Here is a 20,140-nt window from a genome sequence, read left to right as displayed (position 1 = left end):
CTGGCCTCGTGCCGGCGGAGGGATTTTCTCCGGCGCCACGCTGTTTACAACACTGGCGCTTACCGTTGCGCCAGCCGGAACGAATCTACCCCACCTGACCGATGAATAGGACTTTGCCCATGAAACCCGTTGCTCGCTTCCGCCCCCGATCTCTTTTGGCCGCCGCCGTTTTGATCTTGGGGCTGCTCGTCCTGGCGGCCGTGCCGGCCGCCGCGGACACTCTGCCGATCGTCGAGAAATCCATCGCCCTGCACGGTGGCGACATCCTGGAACACTCGGTGGTGGAGCTCGAAATCTGTTCGCGCTCCGGCTGTACGGCTCTCGAAGTCGAGACCGACGGCGAGCGCTACCGCCACGTGGCGAGCGGCGAGGTCGGAGAGGTCGAGCGGCGGGTGGAGGCCACCAACGACTCGGTCACCCTGTGGGAGGACGGCGAAGAGGTACCGATTGCCGCCGACGACGAGCAGCGATATCGCGATTGGGTGAGCGCCCGGGTGTACTTCGCCTTCCTGCCAAAGCGGTTGGAGGATTCCTCGGTCAATCTGCGGGATCTCGGTCTGGTCGATTGGCAGGGCCGGTCGCTGCACAAGGTCGAGGCGACCTTTGACACCGGATCCAGCACCGCCGCCGCCGACACCTACATCTACTGGTTCGATCCGGAAACCGCCCGCGTCGAACAGTTCGCCTACAGCTTCGGCTCCAAGGGTGGGCTACGTTTTCGTCCGGCGTTCAACTACCGGCAGGTGGAGGGCGTGACGTTCTTCGACCAGAAGAACTACGGGGTAGAGAACCCGCAGATCACCACCGGTGACATCGACCCCGAGATCGCCGACGGAATGGAACTGGTCTCCACGGTGACCTTGAAGAACATCTCCGTCCGTCCGCTGAAGCCTTGAGCCGACTCGGTTTGCCGTCCTGCGCTGACTTCCGGGCCGAGGTCCTGTAGTGAGGGGTAGTGCTTACTCGATGCGCCATCGCCGCCTGGGGATGCGATCCCTGGTGGTGGCGGGAGCGGTTCTGCTGGGACTCGTGTCCGCTTCGGCGGAGCCACGCCGCGGAGTCGCCTCCCATGCCGGCGAGCCGATCGATCCCCTAGAGGGCTGGTGGCAGGTACGCTCCGGTGACCAGGAACTCTTCACCAATGCTTCGCCGGAACGCGGCGCCGAGATCCTTCTGCGCTTGGGCTACTTCCGTGCCGTGTTCACTCGCCTGGCACCGGAGATCGAGCAGCGTTCGCCGGTGCCGCTGCGCATCATCGCCTTCCGCGACGCGGCCGCCTACGCGTCTTACAAGAACGGTCGCGACCGGGGTGGCGTGCGCATTCTCGGCCAGTTCGTGCGCAGCCGCGAGGACGCCTTCATCACCTTGAACGCGGCGGCCGATGGGAGCGGTGGAAGAGATGGTCTCGCCGTCGCCTACCACGAGTCGGTTCACGACCTGATCGCCCACAACTTTCCGGCGGTACCGCGCTGGCTGGACGAGGGATTGGCCGAGTACTACGGAGCCTTTCGCATCGAGGGCCCGCTCACGGCGGCAGGTGCCAGGGCGGCAGGTGCCAGGGGAATGGCGGAAGGAATGGCGGAATGGCCGAACTCGGCAGGTGCTGCCACGGCGGCAGGTGCCAGGGGAATGGCGGAATGGCCGAACTCGGCAGGTGCCAGGGGGGTGGAAGAGCCAGTGGCTGGGGGTGCCAGGGGGGTGGAAGAGCCAGTGGCTGGGGGTGCCAGGGGAAGGGCCGAAGGGCCGAATTCGGTAGGTGCCAGGGGAATGGTCGAAGGGCGGAATCGGATCGATCCTTCGGAGGCCCCGGCGACGGTCGCTCGCATCGGCCTGCCGGTCGAGCGTCATCTCGATTGGCTGCAGCGAGACCGCAATCTGGCTCTGCGAGAGGTGGTAGCAGAGCGGGACTTGCACGGCGGCCGCTCCAGTCGAGTGGGCCGTTTCTATGCTGTCTCCTGGGCGTTGGTCCACTATCTGCTGTCCAGCCCAGAGGACACTGGCCGCCTGGGGGACTTTCTCGTCCGATTGCTCGATGGCGAAGATCCGGAACGGGCTCTACCGGCGGCGATGGGTCGCTCCCTCGACCGCCTCGAAGAGGAACTCGAGTCGTATTTGCTCGCCGGACGGTTCGCGACGCTGTCGGTTCCCGTCGAACAACTGCCGGCACCCTCGGCGGTTGAGGCGAGGCCATTGCCTCGGGCGGAGATCGCGACCCACCTGGGTGATCTGCTCGCCCTTTCCAATCGGCGGGAAGAGGCGGCGGAACACTTCGAGCTTGCCCTGTCGGCCGGGTCGGACCTGGCCGAGGGGTGGTCCGGTCTCGCCTGGTTGCAGGATCTCGTCGGCAGTCATCAAGAAGCCGAGGTCCTCCACCGCAAGGCCCTGGCTTTGCAGCCGAGACGGGCCGCGACCTGGCTGCGGTGGGGCCGCAACCGTTCTGCCGTAGGCGATTGGAACGCCGCCCGAGCCGCCTTCGCCGAGGCCCTGGTTCTTGATCCCGGCTTCGCCGAGGCCCGAGCCTTTCTGGGGCGCGTCCACGGTCGCCCCGGCGGGGATCCGAAGAGCGGTGCACGCCACCTGGAGCGGGCGATCGCCGCGCTGCCCTATCGAATGGACCTGGTGGTCGATTTGGTGCGGGTTCTGCTGGCGGACCGGCGACCGGACGAGGCCGAGCGTTGGGTGGAGGGGATGCTCGCCCGCTTCGGCGAGGGAGAGCAGGTCGACGGAGCCCGCCAGGATATCCAGCGCGCCCGTGAACTCCTCGCCGCCGAGGAAGCCTTCGCCGTCGGCGACGCGGAGGCCGGCTTGGCGGCCTTCGACCGGGCCGTTTCGGCCACCCGCGACGGGCCCCTGCGCCAGGCGATGGAGGAGCGCCTGCGCGATCTTCAACGTCGCTATCGCCCCTAGCCAGGTCACCCGGCGTCGACTGCCCATCGCCTGCTGAAGTTTTTCTGTCGAATACCCTTCCGCTGGAGCGATCTCGCGGTACGATGCTCGTTTCCTTTACGGTCGCTTCCTTCGCAGACGCCTACCATGTCCGATCTGATCAATTTCGAATTTCTGGGAACCGGAATCGGCCTGCTTTCGATGCCCGGAGGCGACGGCCATACGGCGATCTACGTCGGCAAGGTCGCCAACCTGTCGCGCCCCCTGCGCTCATGTACCTGCCGCGAGAGCAATCGCAAGACCTGCCGTCACTTGCTCGCCCTGGCGAAGGGCGTGGCGTCGGCGCGCAAGCGGTGGTCTGGACGTAGCTTCCAGGAGTTCTTCGAGAGCACCGTATGGCATCGCCTGGCCGGGCTGCTGCACGAGGCGCGGCCACCGGCTTGCGACGTGGTGCGGGTGGCGTCCGTCGGTGGGGCGGTGCGGGTGACCATGCCCGACGGGCGCGAACTGCTGCGCTACGTGGACGCCTCGCCGGCGCGCCTGCGCTTCCTGGAGCGCACTGGCAAGGCCCCGGTGGGTGATGGCTCGACGGTTGATCGGGCCGAACTCCTGGAGCGGTTGGCCCTCTTCCAGCTCAACACTTCGGAGTACCGCCTGCGTCAGGCGGGCATGCCTTCGAACCGCGAGTCCTGGCAGCGCAGCATCTGGTACCGGGTGGCGTATCACTGCGTGCGGGAGTTCGGCGACGGCGGCACCTTCCATCCGGCGGTGGACAAGGAAGAGGGCACCTTCGTGGTGACCTACCGCGACCCGGAAGGCCGCGCGGTGTTGGAGATCAGCGTGCCGCGACCGCGGGTGGACCAGATGCTGCGGCTGTTGGCGACCGCCTACCCGGCCCAGGACGACCTCAAAGTGCGGCCGATCCCGCTCCAGGCGCTGCGCAAAGTGATGGGGGACTCGGACCTCGAGGTGGAGGTGCGGCCGGTGCTCCGCGCCCTCGACGAGCACGGGGTCGAGCGCTTCTTCGAAATCCGGGAGCGTTTCCGCTACGGAGACCTGGCGTACCTGTGGGAACTCGGTGTGCTGGTGCGGATTGACGGCGGTGCGGCGGACCAACCGCTGACCCGCCTGCGCCTGGAACGCGGGCAGATCGCCACCTTTCTGGACGAGAACCGCGACGCGCTAGCGGAGGGCACCCTGGTGCTCGACCAGCCGCTCCAGCACCTCAACGTCTTCAAGGAGGTCGACGATCTGCGGGTCCTTGTGGGCGAGGGCGAGCGCTGGGACGAGGTGACCGTGTACTGCGGCTTTGGGGACGACGAGATCCCGTTGACGGAGATCGCCCAGGCGAAGAAGGCCGGTCTGCCGTTCCTCGAAACGGAGAGCGGCTGGGTGGACTTGAACTCCCCGGCCATCCGTTCCTTGACGGCGTTGGGCGGTGCCACCGGCGAGATGTCCGCCGGTCATCTCCTACGGCTCAAGGGTGCCCTTGGCGAAGGGGTGCGGTTGGCCGGCGAAGAGGCCGGCCGGGAATGGCTCGATCGCATCATCGACCTGCGGCCGTCGGAACCCTGGCGCGCCACGCCGGGACTTCGCTCGGAACTGCGTCCGTACCAGCGCCACGGGGTCGACTGGCTGCGCTTTCTGGTCGAAAACCGCCTTGGCGGTTTGCTGTGCGATGACATGGGCTTGGGCAAAACCCACCAGGCCATGGCGTTGATGGTTTCGCTCCTCGAACAGGGAGAAGGCGGCGAGGGTCCCTTCCTGGTGGTCTGTCCGACCAGCGTGGTGCCGCATTGGGAGAACAAGATTCGTGAGCACGCGCCGGGCCTCAAGGTAGAGGTGCACCACGGCCCGGATCGCGATCTTGAAACCTCCCTATCGGTGGGACCGCGGGCCGTGATCCTGACTTCCTACGGCGTCATGCTGCGGGACGCCAAGGCCCTCGCCAAGGTCGCCTTCCGGGTGATCTTCTTCGACGAGATCCAACACCTCAAAAACCGCCAAACCCAGGCCTTCAAGGCGGCCCGGACGCTCAAGGCGGAGTCCTTCTTAGGGCTCACCGGCACGCCCGTCGAGAACGCCCTGCAAGAACTCAAGACCCTGATGGACGTCGTGCTGCCGGGCTACCTGGGGACCGACGCTGAATTCGCCGAGCGCTACGGCGGCGATCGGCCGCCGCGGGCGCTGCTCGATGAACTGCGTCGCAGCCTGGCGCCCTTCGTCCTGCGGCGCCTCAAGTCCTCGGTACTCGATGAGTTGCCGGAGAAGTTCGAAGATCTGCGATTCTGCTCCCTGGCGAGAGCCCAGGAAACGCTCTACCGTGACGTCGTGGCTACCCGCGGCGCCGCGCTGGCGAAGGTCCTGCGCTCCGGCGACGGGCCGGTGCCGTACCTCCACGTCTTCGCGCTGCTCAACCAGCTCAAGCAGATCTGCGACCATCCGGCCCTCGCCCTGCGCGACCTCGACCGGGCGTCGGACCACGTCTCCGGAAAGTGGAACCTGTTCAAAGAGATCCTCGCCGAGTGCCTCGACAGTGGCCACAAAGTCGTCGTCTTCAGCCAGTACCTGGGGATGATCGAACTGATGCGGCGCCACCTGGTCGCCGGTGGCACTGAGCACGAGATCTTGATCGGCAAGAGCCGCAATCGCGGTGCCCTTGTCGAGCGCTTCAACAACGATCCCGACTGCCGGGTGTTCCTCGCCAGCCTCAAGGCCGGCGGTACCGGCATCGACTTGGTGGGGGCGTCGATCGTCATCCACTACGACCGCTGGTGGAACGCCGCCCGCGAAGACCAAGCCACCGACCGGGTGCATCGCATCGGCCAAAAGCGCGCCGTCCAGGTGTTCAAGCTGGTCACCCAGGGGACACTGGAAGAGCGCATCGCGGCGATGATCGACCGCAAGCGCCAACTTCTCGAAGACGTTGTCGAAGAAGACGACCCCCGCCTCTCCAAGGTCTTCAGCCGCGAAGAACTCCTCGAACTCCTCTCCCCCCCGTAAAGGTGCCAGGTGAATGGTCGCGAGGCCCCTGTAGAGGTGCCAGGTGAATGGTCGCGAGGCCTGCCATAGAATCCCCCATCATGGAATTCTCGGGTCGATTGAGCGCCTTTCCCCCTGGCAACATCCTCCAGTGGGCGGGCAATGAGCGCCGCACTGGTGCACTGGTTGTGCGCCGTAGCAAAGTAGAGAAGAGAATCTACTTTGAAGAGGGCCGCATAGTCGGCTGTCTTTCCGACGATCCCGCGGAGTACTACGGCCAGCACCTTCTGCTCCACGGTTTTTTGGACGAGAAGACCTTTCTTCGGGCTCTCTACGAATGCAAACGCAGGTCTCGCCGCCTCGGAGCCGTACTGGTCGAGCTGGATCTCCTCACTGCCGAGGAGATCGAAACGACCTTACGGCAGCAGATCATCGATTCTGTTTGCGATATTTTCTTGTGGGAGCGGGGTGTTTTCTTCTTCGAAGCGGATTCTCCGGAGGAAGAAGAGATCAGACCGACCCCTATCGATACGGTCGCTGTTGTGATGGAAGGTTCGCGTTGGATCGACGAGTTGGCTCGAATCCGAAAGGTATTCGTTCACGACCACATCGTCCTTCACCGAGGGCAAGAGGCCACATATGGCGCTCTGACACCTTTGGAGAAAAAAATTCTCGCGGCCACCGACGGCGCCAAAGATCTCAGGCAGGTTCATTCGGTGGTTCGTGGTTCTTTTTTTAGGTTTCTGGAAGCAGCGTATCGGTTGTGCCTGCGAGAGGCCTTGGATATCGCGGCCATCGCCGACTTCGAGGACCAGCCCTCGCAGGAAATTCGCCTGGTCGATCTAATGCTTGAACAAGTAGCGGAAGAAGAACGGGCGATTCTCGACGAACGCCAGCAAGCGATCCCGTTAGCGGCTCTGCGAGAAATGGTCCCTGTATGGGCAAAGAATCTTTCTGAGGAAGAGAGTAACCGAGTGTCCGAAGCATTGCGTGAGTTCTGCCGTCGCCTGGATGGCGAGAGAGCCCTCGGGGACGCCCTTTCGAAGCAGCCTGAGCGTCTTCGGGAGGAGCTCGAATTTCTGCAGGTCCGCCTGAGCCAAGGCAACCTCGCGCTCCTCCCGTGTCCGATCGATCGATTGGACTCAGAGCTGGAAGTCGCAGGCGGCGAGACCCCGTGGTGGCGCCGATTGGTGGCCCGAAAAGAATAGGTGCCAGGTCATTGGTCGAAGGGTCTTCGATGCCGAGTGAGCGTTGGTTTTCTCCTTTGGCGTCTCCCTAGTTATGGCCAGACCTATTCGATACGTACCACCCGACGGCGGACTATTCCTCGTAACCACGAGGACGATCCAAGGACGGTTTCTCCTGCGGCCCGGCAAGCGACTCAATAGTCTGGCTGCTGGAGTGATCGGACGCGCGCAACGCAACCATGCCGTGGACATTCACGCGGCGGTCATCCTCTCGAACCATTACCATCTACTGATCTCTGTTCAAACAGCCTTACAGTTGGCCTCCTTCATGAGAGAGGTCAACAGCAACTTGGCCAAGGAGGCTGGGCGCCTGTACGGCTGGCGGGATCGATTCTGGGGCAGGCGCTACCGCGCCACCCTGGTCAGCGAGGAGACAGAAGCGCAGGTCGATCGCATGCGCTACGTTCTCGCCCAGGGTTGCAAGGAGAACCTCGTCGAGAGCCCGCTCGACTGGCCCGGTGTGAGCTGTGTCCGGGCACTTCTAGAGGGGCGGAATCTCAAGGGAATTTGGGTCGATCGCACTCGCCGTTATCGTGCCCAGCGCCAGGGTATATCTGCTTCTTCGAATGAGACTGAGCAAGCGGAAGAAGTCGTGTTCTCGCCCCTTCCCTGCTGGAGTTCTCTCTCCCCAGAGGTCTATTGCGATCGCATTCGGAATCTGGTCGAAGGGGTCGAAGACGCAGCCGCAAAGGCTCGGAAGAATTCCGGAATGCAGAAGGCTTTGGGCGCAAGGCGGATCTGCCGGCGGCATCCTCATCATCGTCCTGTCGAAAGCGCGAAGTCCCCTGCTCCGATGTTTCATTGTGCGACCAAAGAAGTAAGAATCCACTGGTTGGCTATTTACCGGGAGTTCTTGGGTGCCTACCGCGAAGCCGTATCCCTCCTGAGACAGGGGGTCGATCGGGTGGAGTTTCCGGCCGGCTGCTTCCCTCCGGCTCTCCTTAGACCTGGCTAGGGCAATCTCTCCCAAACGGCGATCTCGGGATTGACGAACCGTTGGCTTGTTCCGACATCTCCGAAGTAGAGGTCTCCAAAGTAGAGGAGGTTGAAGAGGGGGCGGCCCTGGTGCGTCAGAGCGCGCACATATCCCAACTCGCCTCGATCCATGCGCTCGACGAAAGCCCGCTCTCTAGGGGCGCGCAGGTCGGTGATATTGATGGCGACAAACCGGGGGCGTGCCCGGTCGAGAATTCCGCCATCGGTGCGGTAGATCTTGCTCCAGGGTAGGCGTTGGAACCGTGGAACGTGCTTGGTTCGTCCGATGGCGAGCACCTCTGCGCGCGGAGCCCGAGAAGACACCCAGTCCTCGATCGCGTAGCGGCCATCGGCGACCATCCGGGTGTCCACCGAGGCGGCGTAGAGCAGAGAAACTCCCAAGACCACAATCATCGATGCCGCAGAAAGGGTGCGACTCGCTTTCTGGTGCTGACTTCTTTCGAGCCATAGCGCAAAGCACCTGGCACCTGCGAGGGAGAGGATGAGGGTGACCGGCAGCACATAGCGATCGAAAGTGAATCCAATCACCGCGATCAGCGTGATGTAGTACGAGACAGCGAGGACGAGGGCTCCTCCCAGAAGCCGAGCTTCACGCCGAGCACCAAGTCCCTGGCACCTCCTCGTGGTGCCGCGCTCGGTGGTCCTTCGAGCCCGCCGGAGTGTCCATAGGATGCCGATCACGCAGATGATGAAAAGCAAAGGATTGAGAGCGAAAACGGTCTGCTGCACGAAGGCCTTCGCCAATAGAAGCTGATCGGTCACTCCATGGCCGTATTCCCGGTATGGGCTGCTCATTGGACCGAGAAGGAGATCTACGTGATGTGAGAACCGCACCCAGTTGAAGATCAGGTTCTGGAAGACGGCGTACCCGAAGGCGGCCGAAATGCCCGCGGCCATGAACCGGCGATCCACCGTCGCCCTCGCGAGGCGACTGAAGATGGAGTTGGCGTCTTGTTGGCGGGCCAGCGACAGCAGAACGGGCATCGGGGCCAGCGCGTAGAGCGCATAGGCCTGGTCCTTGGTGGCGACCGTCGCCGCCGCTGCTAGACCGAAGAAGATCGCGTCGCGCAAGCGCGGCCGATTGAGCAGCCGGAGGTAGAAGAGCAAGGAGCAGGCGAACCACAAAAGGTAGGGAGACTCCAGGTTCGCCATCTTGGCGTAGTACACGTAGGGCGCGGTCAGGGCCATGATCAGCGCGGCGAATAGACCCGTAGTGGTCGGTGGCCGAATTCTGCCGGCGACCAGGTAGTTGCCAATGAAGAAAAGAACCACCAGAGTGGACAGGGCCATCAGCACACTGAGAACACGCGCCGCCATCGTCAGCCAGAGATTCTGATGCCAAGAATCCTTCGGTATCGGCCCCTCTTCGGACATTGCCCAGCGAACGGGCTTCGCCAATGTGTTGAGAATCGTGAAGTGCAGTGGAGGATAGCGGGCGTGCCATCCGGCGTGGGTTTCCGGCGTGACCGCTCGTTCCCAGGACCGGGGATGCAGCTCATCCGCCGCCCAGCCGTTCCAGGAGGGCAAACCCCAGTTGATGCCGACGGTGAAGAGAATCGCTGCTCCACACAGCAAGAGCGCGAACCACCGCCAGCCATTCACCCATTCCTCCGCTACGACCCCTGATTCAGGGTTCTCCGTGGCCCGACTCACGCGCCACTTTCCGATCGAGGATCTGCTCCCGCGGTGCCGGCGGGCTTTGGTGAGAGTCGTGGGCTTCGACGCAGGCCCAATCGGTGGAGGTACCACTCACCGAAAACCAAGCCCGTTCGGAGGGCATAGCCGGTGGCTGCAGCGAGACCGATGGTGCTCGCCTCCGAGAAGTAGCGGACCGGGACCGGCACGTCTCCGATCCGAAAGCCGAACTGTACAGACTGGACGAGAAACTGCGAGTCGAAGGCAAATCCGTCGTCGTTCTCGTCGAATGGAATCGTCTCAAGGACGCTCCGCCGATAGGCGCGGAAGCCACTGTGCCACTCGCCGAGATTCTGGCCTGAGAGGATGTTCTCGATGAAGGTCAGCCCCCGGTTGGCCAGGTACTTGACCAATGGCATACCGCCACCCAGTGCCTCTCGGCGGGTGCGAATCCGGTTGCCGAGCACCACATCGCAGATGTCGTGGGACAGGACATCGAGGGCTGCCGGCGTCATTCGGGCGTCGTACTGATCGTCCGGATGGAGCATTACGATGTAGGAAGCGCCCCGCTCCAGGGCCAGGCGGTAGCAAGTCTTCTGGTTGGCGCCGTACCCTCGGTTCTCCGAGTGCTCGACCAGCGTCACCGGGAGTCGTCGGGCGATTTCACGTGTCTCGTCCGTCGAAGCGTCGTCGACCACGATGATCTCGTCCGCAACCCCTTCCGGGATACTCGCGACGATGCGCTCGAGGGTTGGAGCGGCGTTGTACGCCGGCATGACGATGACGTTGCGGGGTTTCATGATCTGGGAGGAGAGAACTCAGGCCATCGGGCAGAGACAGGACCGAGTGGAGAGCCTCGACGTAGCCTGGCGAAGGTTGATCTTAGCGGACGTGGATTTGTTTGGCCGGGTGGCTGAGTCGGTGCTGTGAACATTCCCCTGGCACCCGCTGCTACCAGTCCCTCGATGATTCGAACATTCCCCTGGCACCCACTGCTAGCACCCACTGCTAGCGCTCGATTTCGAGGTCCTCGGCGGGGGTGCCTGGGTCTTGTTCCGGTTCCTTGGCGATGATCACCGTGTCCGACACCGGCAGCAGCACTCGGTGGGTCCGTTCCCCGAACGAGACGTTGACCTCGTAGTACCCCAGTGCCTGAATTTGCAGCAGCGTTCCGACGCTACCTTGGAGGCCGAGCTGCGCGTTGTGGATCAAGACTTCTGACGGCAGTTCCATCGATCAATCCTCCACGTATCCCTGCTCTTTGTAGTCTTTGAGTTTGCGCTGTAGCGTGCGCAATCCGATGTCGAGCAGATCGGCGGCTTTGGCGCGGTGGCCCTCGGTGCGCTGCAGGGTTTCGAGAATCGCCTGCCGTTCGATCTCGGCCATGGTGCGCGGCTCGGCGGTGACCGGCTGCACCGGCGCTCCGGCGGACGACACGGTGGCCGAATCCCGCATGTCGGCGGGCAGATCTTGCAAAGTGATCTCCTCGCCCTGGTGAAACACGACGATCGATTCCACTCGGTTGCGCAGCTCGCGCACGTTTCCCGGCCAAGGAAAGCGGCTGAACACTTCCTGAGCCTCGGGGCTCAAGGCCCTGGGCTCTTTGCCCTGCTCGTCGCAATATTGCTTGAGGAAGAAGTCCGCCAGTAGCGGAATGTCGCTCGGCCGCTCGCGCAGCGACGGGATTTCCAGAGTGACGACCTTCAAACGGTAGTACAGGTCTTCCCGGAAGCGCCCTTTCTCCACCTCTTCCTCGAGGTCCCGGTTGGTCGCTGCCACCAGGCGAAAATCCACGTCCAGGAGGTCGGCACCGCCCACCCGCATCACCTGCCGCTCTTCGAGTACCCGCAGCAGTTTGACTTGCAGTTCCGGGTACAGTTCGCTGATCTCGTCCAGGAACAGAGTTCCGCGATGGGCCAGCTCGAATTTCCCAATCTTGCGCGACACGGCGCCGGTGAAGGCCCCTTTCTCGTGGCCGAAGAGTTCGCTTTCGAGGATGTCGCTCGGGATGGCGCCACAGTTGATCGCCAGAAATCGTTCGCTTTTGCGCGGACTGGCGTGGTGCAGGGCGTTGGCCACCAGTTCCTTGCCGGTACCGCTCTCGCCGATCACCAGCACGCTGGCGCGGGTCGGGGCGACCATCCGCATCTTCTCGAACAGCGTTTCCATCGCCGGTGCTTTGCCGATGATGTTCTCGAAGCCAAAGCGTTTGTCGAGCTGTTCCCGCAGGCTGGTCACCTCTTCGCGCAGGCGCTCCTTTTCGACCAGGTTGGAGACGCGGGTGCGCAGTTCGTAGAGGTCGACGGGCTTGGGTAGGTAGTCGTCCGCCCCGACGCGCATCGCCTCGACGGCGGAGTCGATACTGCCGAAGGCGGTGACCAGAATCACGGCGAGGGGGTGCTTTTCCTCCCGCACCGCGGCGAGAAATTCGAGGCCGTCCATGTTGGGCATCTTGAGATCGCACACGGCGACTTGTGCCCGAGTCGGATCTTCGGCGATGAACTTCAGAGCGTTGCGCGCATCGTCGAAGGTGCGGACTTCGAAGTCCGCCTTCTCAAGCGCGATGGCCATCGATTCCCGGGAGCCGGTTTCGTCGTCAATGATCAGAACAGAGGGTTTGCGAGCCATAGGCCGGCCATATTGGCACACCGCGAGGCGTCCGTCGAGATAAGATTTTTGCCTTCGCACCGAGCATCGACGGATTCTCGGCGCGCTACCGCCCAAACCTCATGGATTCTGCTCCCTCACAACTCGAAGGCGTCCTCGAAAAGGTCGTCTACTCCAACCCGGAGAACGCCTGGAGCGTGGTGCGCCTGAGCCTCGATCCCGGCGGCGAGGCCACTGCCGTCGGCAATCTCCTCGGTGTGCAGGTGGGGGAGAATTTGCGCCTCGAGGGAAGCTGGATCCAGGATCCGAAGTTCGGGCGGCAGTTTCAGGTGACCTCCTACCTGACGCTGACGCCGAGCACCTTGGCGGGCATCGAGAAGTATCTCGGCTCCGGCTTGGTGCCGGGCATCGGCAAGGTCATGGCGAAGCGTTTGGTGGCGCATTTCGGCTTGAAGACTCTGGACGTCATCGAGAACAAGCCGGAGCGATTGACCGAGGTTCCCGGCATCGGGCGCACCCGGGTGCAGCGCATCCGGGAGACCTGGGTGGAGCAGCGGGAGATCAAAGATCTGATGATCTTCCTGCAGTCCCATGACGTCGCCACCCACCACGCGATCAAGATCTACAAGACCTACGGCGGCGAGGCGATGGGAATTGTGCGGGAGGATCCGTACCGCCTGTCGGCGGAGGTCTGGGGAATCGGCTTCAAAAGTGCCGACCGCATTGCTGCCTCTCTCGGCCTGCCGCCGGATTCACCGCAGCGAGCCAGGGCCGGGTTGCTCCATCAGCTCGCCACGGCGGCGGATCAGGGACATGTCTACTTGCCGAGAAAGCGGCTGTTGGACGGCGGAATCGACCTGCTGGACGTGCCGGAGAGCAATCTGGTCGCCGCCCTCGCCGAACTCGAAAGCACCGGCGAAGCGGTCGTCGAAGAGCGGCCGGTCGACGAGGCGGCGGCCTACCTAAAGGCGCTCCACGTGGCCGAAACGGGGGTAGCCGAGCGCCTTCGGGTGCTCTTGAAAACACCGCCTCGGGATACCGCCATCAATGTCGAAAAAGCCCTGCAGTGGTTCGCCGGGCGCGAGCGCATCGACCTGGCGCCGCAACAGCGGGAGGCGATCCGCCGCGGCCTGACGGAGAAGGCGCTGGTCATCACCGGCGGGCCGGGAACCGGCAAGACCACCCTGGTGCGCGGCATCGTCAAGGTGCTGGCCGCCAAACGACAGCGCATCTTGCTGGCCGCTCCCACCGGCCGGGCGGCGAAGCGGCTCTCCGAGGCTACCGGCATGGAGGCTACCACCGTCCACCGCATGCTGGAGTTCAACCCGCAGACGCGCGGCTTCGAGCGCGGACCGGAGAATCCGCTGGCGGCGGACCTATTGATCGTCGACGAAGCTTCGATGCTGGACATTCACCTGGCACACAGCATCGTCAAGGCGCTACCGGACCGCGGGCGCCTGGTGCTGGTGGGGGATGTCGATCAGCTCCCGTCCGTCGGCCCGGGCAAGGTGCTGGCGGACCTGATCGCCTGCGGGCGCATCGAGGTCGTGCGCTTGACGGAGATTTTCCGTCAAGCAGAGCAGAGCTTGATCGTGGTCAATGCCCACCGGGTGAACGCCGGCGAGATGCCGCTGCTCAAGCCACCGCGCGCCGAGAGCGCAGCGAAGGCCGCCGATTTCTTCTTCATCGAGCGCAAAGAGCCGGAAGAGCTGATCGCGACCATCGCCTATCTGGTGTCGCAGCGTATCCCCCAGAGCTTCGGTGTGGACCCGGTGGAAGAGGTGCAGGTACTCACCCCGATGAATCGCGGGCCGCTCGGCACCGAGAACCTCAACAACGCCCTGCGCGCCCAGCTCAATCCATCAGGTGTCGAAGTTTCCCGCGCCGGCAGGATCTTTCGCGTCGGCGACAAGGTGATGCAAATCCGCAACAACTACGACCTCGGGGTCTTCAACGGGGACCTCGGCCGGGTGCTGGCGATCGATGAGGAGAACCAGAAGGTCGCCGTCTCCTTCGACGGCCAGGCAGTACAGCACGAATTCAGCACCCTTGACGAACTGGCACCGGCCTACGCCTGCTCGATCCACAAGTCCCAGGGCAGTGAATATCCTTGCGTCGTCCTGCCGCTCACCACTGGTCACTGGGTGATGCTGCGGCGAAACCTCCTCTACACCGCCCTCACCCGTGCCAAAAAGCTGGCGATCCTGGTAGGGGATCCGCGAGCCCTGGCGGTGGCGGTCAAGAATGCCGATCTGAAGGATCGCTTTTCGCTGCTGGCCGGGCGTTTGCGGGCTCAGTAGATTCCTCAAGCATTCCAGCTTGACAATCGCCTGACACCCACCGCCGAGGCCTCTTGCACATTCCCCTGGCACCTTTTGGATCCGGCACCTTTTGGATTCGGCACATTCCCCTGGCACCATTTGGATTCCGCGCTTGGTCTGAGGCCGAGGCGGCGGAGTTCGACAGCGATCTTGCCGACCAACGCCAAATCGATCCGGAGATCTGGGATTGAGGCGTATCGTCCTCGATACCTCTGCCTACTCGGCGTTCCTTCGCGGTCATGGAGAGATCCGAGCTGTTCTGCAGCGGGTCGCAGAGATCTTAGTGATCCCCGTAGTGTTGGGCGAATTGCGCGCAGGTTTTCGGAAAGGAAGCCAACGTCCCAAGAACGAGAAATTGCTCGAACAGTTTCTGGCTTCTCCTCGCGTTCGGGTGATTCCGCTGGATGAAGAGACGGCAGATCGATACGGCGAGATCGTCAGCAGTCTGCGAGCCGCGGGTCGTCCAATTCCGACCAACGACCTTTGGATCGCTGCCTCAGCGATGCAGTGGGCAGGTTATGTGGTGTCGACCGACAGCCACTTTCGCCACATCCCCCAGATCACCTCGGAGATTTTCTCTACCCGGTGACTTCCAGAAACGCGGTGTTTCCGCCATTCCCCTGGCACCTTCAGCGAGGCAGTGTTACCGCCATTCCCCTGGCACCTTCAGTGAGTGGTGTTACCGCCATTCCCCTGGCACCTTCAGTGGGCAGCACCTTCAGCGAGAAACGCGGTGTTACCGCCATTCCCCTGGCACCTTCAGCGAGGCAGTGTTTCCGCCATTCCCCTGGCACCTTCAGTGAGAAACGCGGTGTTACCGCCATTCCCCTGGCACCTTCAGTGAGCGGCACCTTCAGCGAGAAACGCGGTGTTACCGCCATTCCCCTGGCACCTTCAGTGAGCGGCACCTTCAGTTCGTGGCATCGGGCAGTCCAGTTGGAGGACAGCTCCACTCGTTTCCGCTTTGGAAGATCTCGAATCGTAGTGACAACGTCTCGTCGAGGCTCTCGGCAAGTTGACCGTCGAGGTGAATCGTCAGACTGTCGGTGTCGCGCTCATAGATCCAGTTGAGACCCTCGACCCGCGACGGTTCAGTCCACCTCGGTGATCGGACGTCCAGCGCTCGGGGTGGATTGGCGCGGACCCGGAGGATTCTTGCGGTCAGATCGGCGTCGAGTTCCGCCCGAATCGCCTTGGTCCAAGAATCGAAGAAGTTCGGGTAGAAGAGTCGGGTGATGACTTGCCAGCGAGGAATCGCTTGGTAGTGAGACTCGAAGAAGTCTTGAGAGTGGAACGTCAGAGGGGCTTGGCCTGGAAGATCCTCGACGGTTCTCGAGAAACGGCGCGCGAAGTCCCGGAGGCCAATTCGATTCATCGGCTTTGCCCAACCCGGTAGTTGCTCGTCGCCGAGAGGCTGCTCCAGGTGGGAGGACCACCAAGCGACCCACGACTCGTGGTGAAAGCCGATCAATACCCGTCGCCTCAGGTCCGTGGCCTCGAGCCGGTCAGTCCATCGAGAATCTGCCATGCAGCTTCCGCGCAGCGCCATCATCTGCATGTGTAGGTTCGCAATATCGATCAGCGCTTCGATCAGGTACGGGGACTCATGCAAGTTCGACCTAAGGCGCCAACTCGCCTCGAGGACCGGACTGGGATCTTCGAAGGCCTCGGCCCGTTGTAGAGCCTCGAACATCAATACGCGCTGTAGATAGAGGATACCGAGCAGATTCGGGAGCTTGGAGGAAAAGCCATTCCGAATGTCCCTTTTCCACTGTGGTGGCGAAGTCGAGTTCAGTGTTCTGATCAGTTCATCGAGGGCGTCCTCGTGCTGAGCAAGGAATGCTTCGACCTCCTGCGATAGCGGCGGCCGATTCTCACCTTCGTACTTTCGCAGCTCTGCGAGCCACGGCCTCCAGCTCTCGTTGAGCGCCTTGAAAACTTCACGCTTTTCCTCGGAAACCGTTGGCGAGATGTCGGCCTCTGGAGGCGCCAAGTCGATACCGAGGGGCGCCGCCAGGGTCACGAGCCGTAGCGCGGTGTCATTGATGTCAACGGGGGGGTATGCCTCAAGGAAGGTCCGGTTGTCCAGTACCTGCCGCCATCGCTTCTGGGCCTGCCGGTCGAGATGGTTCGCCCGCATCCATCCCACCGCGAGGACTGCGAGTACGAACAACACCAGAGCGGAACATCCGATTTTGATCCTCCGGCGGATTTTCGATGGTGCCACGATGTCTTTCTCCTCGGGTTGGGTGGCTAGCCGGGTCGGCGTTGCAGCGTGAGGACTATGTCATCTCGACGGACAGCTAGTTCCGCGATGTCCCTCAAGTCTCCTCAGAGGTCTTGCCCGCCCGATGGTCCCTTCTGTCTTTCTCGAGTCCCTGCCCGCGCCAGATGAAGTAGATCGCCGGGAAGACGACGAGGATGGCCACGAAGGAGGTGAAGACGCCGCCGACCATCGGGGCGGCGATGCGGCGCATGACGTCGGAGCCGGTGCCGGTGGCCCACAGGATCGGCACCAGCGAAAAGAAGGTGGCGGCGACGGTCATCAGCTTGGGGCGGATGCGCTGCACCGCGCCGTGGTCGACCGCTTCGCGCAGGTCGGTGTAGGTCGCCATGCGACCTTCCTCGCGCCAGGTGTCGTAGGCGAGGTCGAGGTAGAGGAGCATCACCACGCCATTTTCCACCGCCAGCCCCGCCAGGGCGATCATGCCGACGATCACCGCCACGGACCAGTTGTAGCCCAGTCCCGCCAGCAGCCAGACGGACCCGACGAGGGAGAAGGGGATGGCGGTGAGCACGATGGCCGTTTTCGTCACCGACCGGGTGTGGAGGTAGAGGATCAGCAGAATCAGCAGCAGGGTGACCGGCACGATCAACGCGAGACGCGCCCGGGCGCGCTCCATGTACTCGTACTGGCCGGACCAGAACACCGTGTAACCCGGCGGCAGGTCGACCCGGGCGGCGACTTCTTCCTTCGCCCGCTCTACCCACGAGCCGACATCGACGCCCTGGAGGTCCACATAAATCCAGGCGTTGGGCCGTGCGCCCTCGGACTTGATGCCCGGTGGCCCGTCCCGCACTGCAAGGCGCGCCACCTGCTCGAGCGGGATCTGGCCGCCGCTCGGGGTCGCGATGAGGATCTCTTGCAGCGCCTCCGGGGAGTCTCGCAGCTCCCGCGGGTAGCGCACGTTGATCGGGTAACGCTCGAGCCCTTCCACCGTCCAGGAGACGTTCATGCCGCCGACGGCGGAGCGGATCACGTCCTGGATGTCCTCCACCCGCAGGCCGAAGCGGGCGGCGGCCCGGCGGTCGATATCGAAGTCGAGATAGCTGCCGCCCATCACCCGCTCGGCGTAGGCGGAGAGGGTGCCCGGCAACGGCTTGACCACCGCTTCGATCTCCTGGGCTAGGGCTTCGAGGGTGCGCAAGTCCGGCCCGCCGACCTTGATCCCCACCGGCGTTTTGATGCCCGTCGACAGCATGTCGATGCGGGTCTTGATCGGCATCGTCCAGGCATTGGTCAGGCCGGGGATCTGTACTGCCCGGTCCATTTCGGCGATCAGCGCCTCGCGGGTCAGCCCCGGTCGCCATTCGCTCGGATCCTTGAGCACGATGGTGGTCTCGATCATCGACAGCGGCGCCGGGTCGGTGGCGGTGTCGGCGCGACCGATCTTGCCGAAGACGGACTCCACCTCCGGGAAGGTGCGGATGATCCTGTCCGTCTGCTGCAAGATCTCCCGTGCCTTGGTGATCGACAGGCCCGGGAAGGTGGTGGGCATGTAGAGGAGGTCGCCCTCCCACAGCGGCGGCATGAACTCCGAGCCGATCTTCTGAAGCGGGATCCAGGTCAGGATCAGCACCACGACCATCGCCGCGATCACCAGCCAGCGCCAGCGCAGGGCCAGGTGGAGCACCGGGGTGTAGAGGCCTGCCAGCAGGCGCGATACCGGATGGCGCTTCTCGCTGCGGATCCTGCCGCGCACGAACCAATACATCAGCACCGGCACGACGGTGACGGCGAGGATCGACGCCATGCCCATCGCATAGGTCTTGGTGAAGGCCAAGGGCCGGAACAGCCGCCCTTCCTGCGCCTGGAGAGTGAATACCGGCAGGAAGGAGACGGTGATGATCAGCAGGGTGAAAAACAGCGTCGGCCCCACTTCCTGAGCGGAGCGCAGGATGATCTCCCGGTGCGATCGCTTGCCGCGCCATTCTTCGTAGTGCTTGTGGGCGTTCTCCACCATGATGATGGCGGCGTCCACCAGCACGCCGATGGAGATGGCAATGCCGCCCAAGGACATGATGTTGGCTCCCAGACCCTGCCACTGCATGACGATGAAGGCGAGCAGGATCGACAGGGGGATGGAGACGATCGCCACCAGGGCCGAGCGGAAGTGGAAGAGAAACAGGATCAAGATCAGCGACACCACCAGCAGCTCTTCGAACAAGGTGTTCGTCAGCGTGGCGATGGAACGCTCGATCAGGCCGCTGCGGTCGTAGGCGACGGAGATCTCGACGTCCTCCGGCAAGCCGGCCGCGAGTTCCTCGAGGCGCCGCTTCACCCGTTCGATGGTGGATCGGGTGTCGGCGCCGGCGCGCACCACCACGATGCCGCCGACGGTCTCTCCCTCACCGTTCCAGTCCGCCAGGCCGCGGCGGATCTCCGGCCCGAGTTGGACCTGGGCGACTTCTTCGAGCAGCACCGGCACGCCGCCGGGTCCGGTGGTGAGGACGATCTCCTCGAGGTCCGCGAGGTCTTCGATGTAGCCGCGGCCGCGCACCATGAATTCGCGCTCGGCCATTTCCACCAGGCGGCCGCCAGCGTCGAGGTTGGAGCGCTGGATGGCCTCCTTGACGGTCTTCAAGTCCACCCCATAGGCCCGCAGGCGCACCGGATCCACTTCCACCTGATACTGCCGCACGAAACCGCCGATGGAGGCCACTTCGGAGACCCCTTCGACGGCGGAGAGCCCGTACTTCAGGTGCCAGTCCTGATAGCTCCGCAGCTCCGCCAGGGAGCGCTCGGGCGAGTTCAGCACGTACATGAAGGCCCAGCCGACGCCGGTGGCGTCCGGACCGAGCTGGGGGGTGACCCCGGGCGGCAGCTCGCCGGTCAAGGCGGAGAGGTATTCGAGCACCCGCGAGCGCGCCCAGTAGAGATCCGTGCCGTCCTCGAAGATCACGTAGACGAACGAGAAACCGAAGAACGAGTACCCCCGCACCGTCTTGGCGAAGGGCACCGACAGCATCTTGGAGGTGATCGGGTAGGTCACCTGGTCCTCGACCACCTGCGGCGCCTGGCCGGGGAAATCGGTGTAGAGGATCACCTGTACGTCGGACAGGTCGGGAATGGCGTCCACCCGCGTTTGGCGGATCGACCACAGGCCGCCGAGCACCGTCAGCAGAACCGCCACCAGTACCAGAAGCTGATTCTTGAGGGACCATTCGATGAGGCGATTCAGCATT

13 protein-coding genes are annotated in these 20,140 nt (G+C 63.4%); 7 read left to right on the top strand and 6 right to left on the bottom strand.

From position 1 onward, the window contains the following. The first annotated feature begins 119 nt into the window (after nucleotides 1-119). The 5 genes from AAF481_02035 to AAF481_02015 all read left to right on the top strand — a co-directional run bounded on the left by AAF481_02035 (nucleotide 120) and on the right by AAF481_02015 (nucleotide 8,070). The gene (locus AAF481_02035) at nucleotides 120-896 is read left to right on the top strand and encodes a DUF6503 family protein (protein ID MEM7479929.1); all 777 of its coding nucleotides are present in this window, start codon (nucleotides 120-122) and stop codon (nucleotides 894-896) included. A 70-nt stretch (nucleotides 897-966) separates the two neighbouring features. After that, nucleotides 967-2,907 (top strand): tetratricopeptide repeat protein, encoded by a 1,941-nt coding sequence (locus AAF481_02030; GenBank protein MEM7479928.1) that lies wholly within the window; start codon nucleotides 967-969, stop codon nucleotides 2,905-2,907. Nucleotides 2,908-3,033: 126 nt separating this feature from the next. Continuing rightward, nucleotides 3,034-5,889: a DEAD/DEAH box helicase gene (locus AAF481_02025; GenBank protein ID MEM7479927.1), complete on the top strand. Its 2,856-nt coding sequence runs from the start codon at nucleotides 3,034-3,036 to the stop codon at nucleotides 5,887-5,889. An 80-nt stretch (nucleotides 5,890-5,969) separates the two neighbouring features. Further along, a complete protein-coding gene (locus tag AAF481_02020) occupies nucleotides 5,970-7,076 on the top strand; it encodes a DUF4388 domain-containing protein (protein MEM7479926.1) in 1,107 nt (368 codons plus the stop codon). Nucleotides 7,077-7,269: 193 nt separating this feature from the next. After that, entirely contained in the window at nucleotides 7,270-8,070 is an 801-nt protein-coding gene (locus AAF481_02015) for a transposase (GenBank protein ID MEM7479925.1), read from the top strand. Here AAF481_02015 and AAF481_02010 read toward each other — a convergent pair. The 4 genes from AAF481_02010 to AAF481_01995 all read right to left on the bottom strand — a co-directional run bounded on the left by AAF481_02010 (nucleotide 8,067) and on the right by AAF481_01995 (nucleotide 12,374). Then, a complete protein-coding gene (locus AAF481_02010) occupies nucleotides 8,067-9,713 on the bottom strand; it encodes a hypothetical protein (protein MEM7479924.1) in 1,647 nt (548 codons plus the stop codon). The genes AAF481_02015 and AAF481_02010 overlap by 4 nt on opposite strands. Before the next feature lie 47 nt (nucleotides 9,714-9,760). After that, nucleotides 9,761-10,546 (bottom strand): glycosyltransferase family 2 protein, encoded by a 786-nt coding sequence (locus tag AAF481_02005; GenBank protein MEM7479923.1) that lies wholly within the window; start codon nucleotides 10,544-10,546, stop codon nucleotides 9,761-9,763. 208 nt (nucleotides 10,547-10,754) lie between these two features. Continuing rightward, nucleotides 10,755-10,979, bottom strand: coding sequence for a hypothetical protein (locus tag AAF481_02000; protein ID MEM7479922.1), 225 nt, complete (start codon nucleotides 10,977-10,979; stop codon nucleotides 10,755-10,757). Nucleotides 10,980-10,982: 3 nt separating this feature from the next. Continuing rightward, nucleotides 10,983-12,374 carry a sigma-54 dependent transcriptional regulator gene (locus AAF481_01995; GenBank protein ID MEM7479921.1) on the bottom strand — a complete coding sequence of 464 codons (1,392 nt, stop codon included), beginning with the start codon at nucleotides 12,372-12,374 and terminating at the stop codon, nucleotides 10,983-10,985. A 101-nt stretch (nucleotides 12,375-12,475) separates the two neighbouring features. Between AAF481_01995 and AAF481_01990 the strand changes: the two genes are divergently transcribed. Beyond that, the gene (locus AAF481_01990; GenBank protein ID MEM7479920.1) at nucleotides 12,476-14,653 is read left to right on the top strand and encodes an ATP-dependent RecD-like DNA helicase; all 2,178 of its coding nucleotides are present in this window, start codon (nucleotides 12,476-12,478) and stop codon (nucleotides 14,651-14,653) included. Between the two features lie 208 nt (nucleotides 14,654-14,861). Beyond that, complete coding sequence (locus AAF481_01985; GenBank protein ID MEM7479919.1) at nucleotides 14,862-15,263, top strand: type II toxin-antitoxin system VapC family toxin; 402 nt, start codon at nucleotides 14,862-14,864, stop codon at nucleotides 15,261-15,263. A gap of 321 nt (nucleotides 15,264-15,584) precedes the next feature. On the opposite strand, the gene AAF481_01980 is transcribed toward AAF481_01985, so the two are convergent. Then, the gene (locus AAF481_01980) at nucleotides 15,585-16,901 is read right to left on the bottom strand and encodes a hypothetical protein (protein ID MEM7479918.1); all 1,317 of its coding nucleotides are present in this window, start codon (nucleotides 16,899-16,901) and stop codon (nucleotides 15,585-15,587) included. A gap of 94 nt (nucleotides 16,902-16,995) precedes the next feature. Next, nucleotides 16,996-20,139, bottom strand: coding sequence for a CusA/CzcA family heavy metal efflux RND transporter (locus AAF481_01975; GenBank protein ID MEM7479917.1), 3,144 nt, complete (start codon nucleotides 20,137-20,139; stop codon nucleotides 16,996-16,998). Between the last annotated feature and the right edge of the window lies 1 nt (nucleotide 20,140).

Source organism: Acidobacteriota bacterium (genome assembly GCA_039030395.1).
GTDB lineage: Bacteria > Acidobacteriota > Thermoanaerobaculia > Multivoradales > JBCCEF01 > JBCCEF01.
This window is presented reverse-complemented; position numbering and strand designations above follow the sequence as displayed.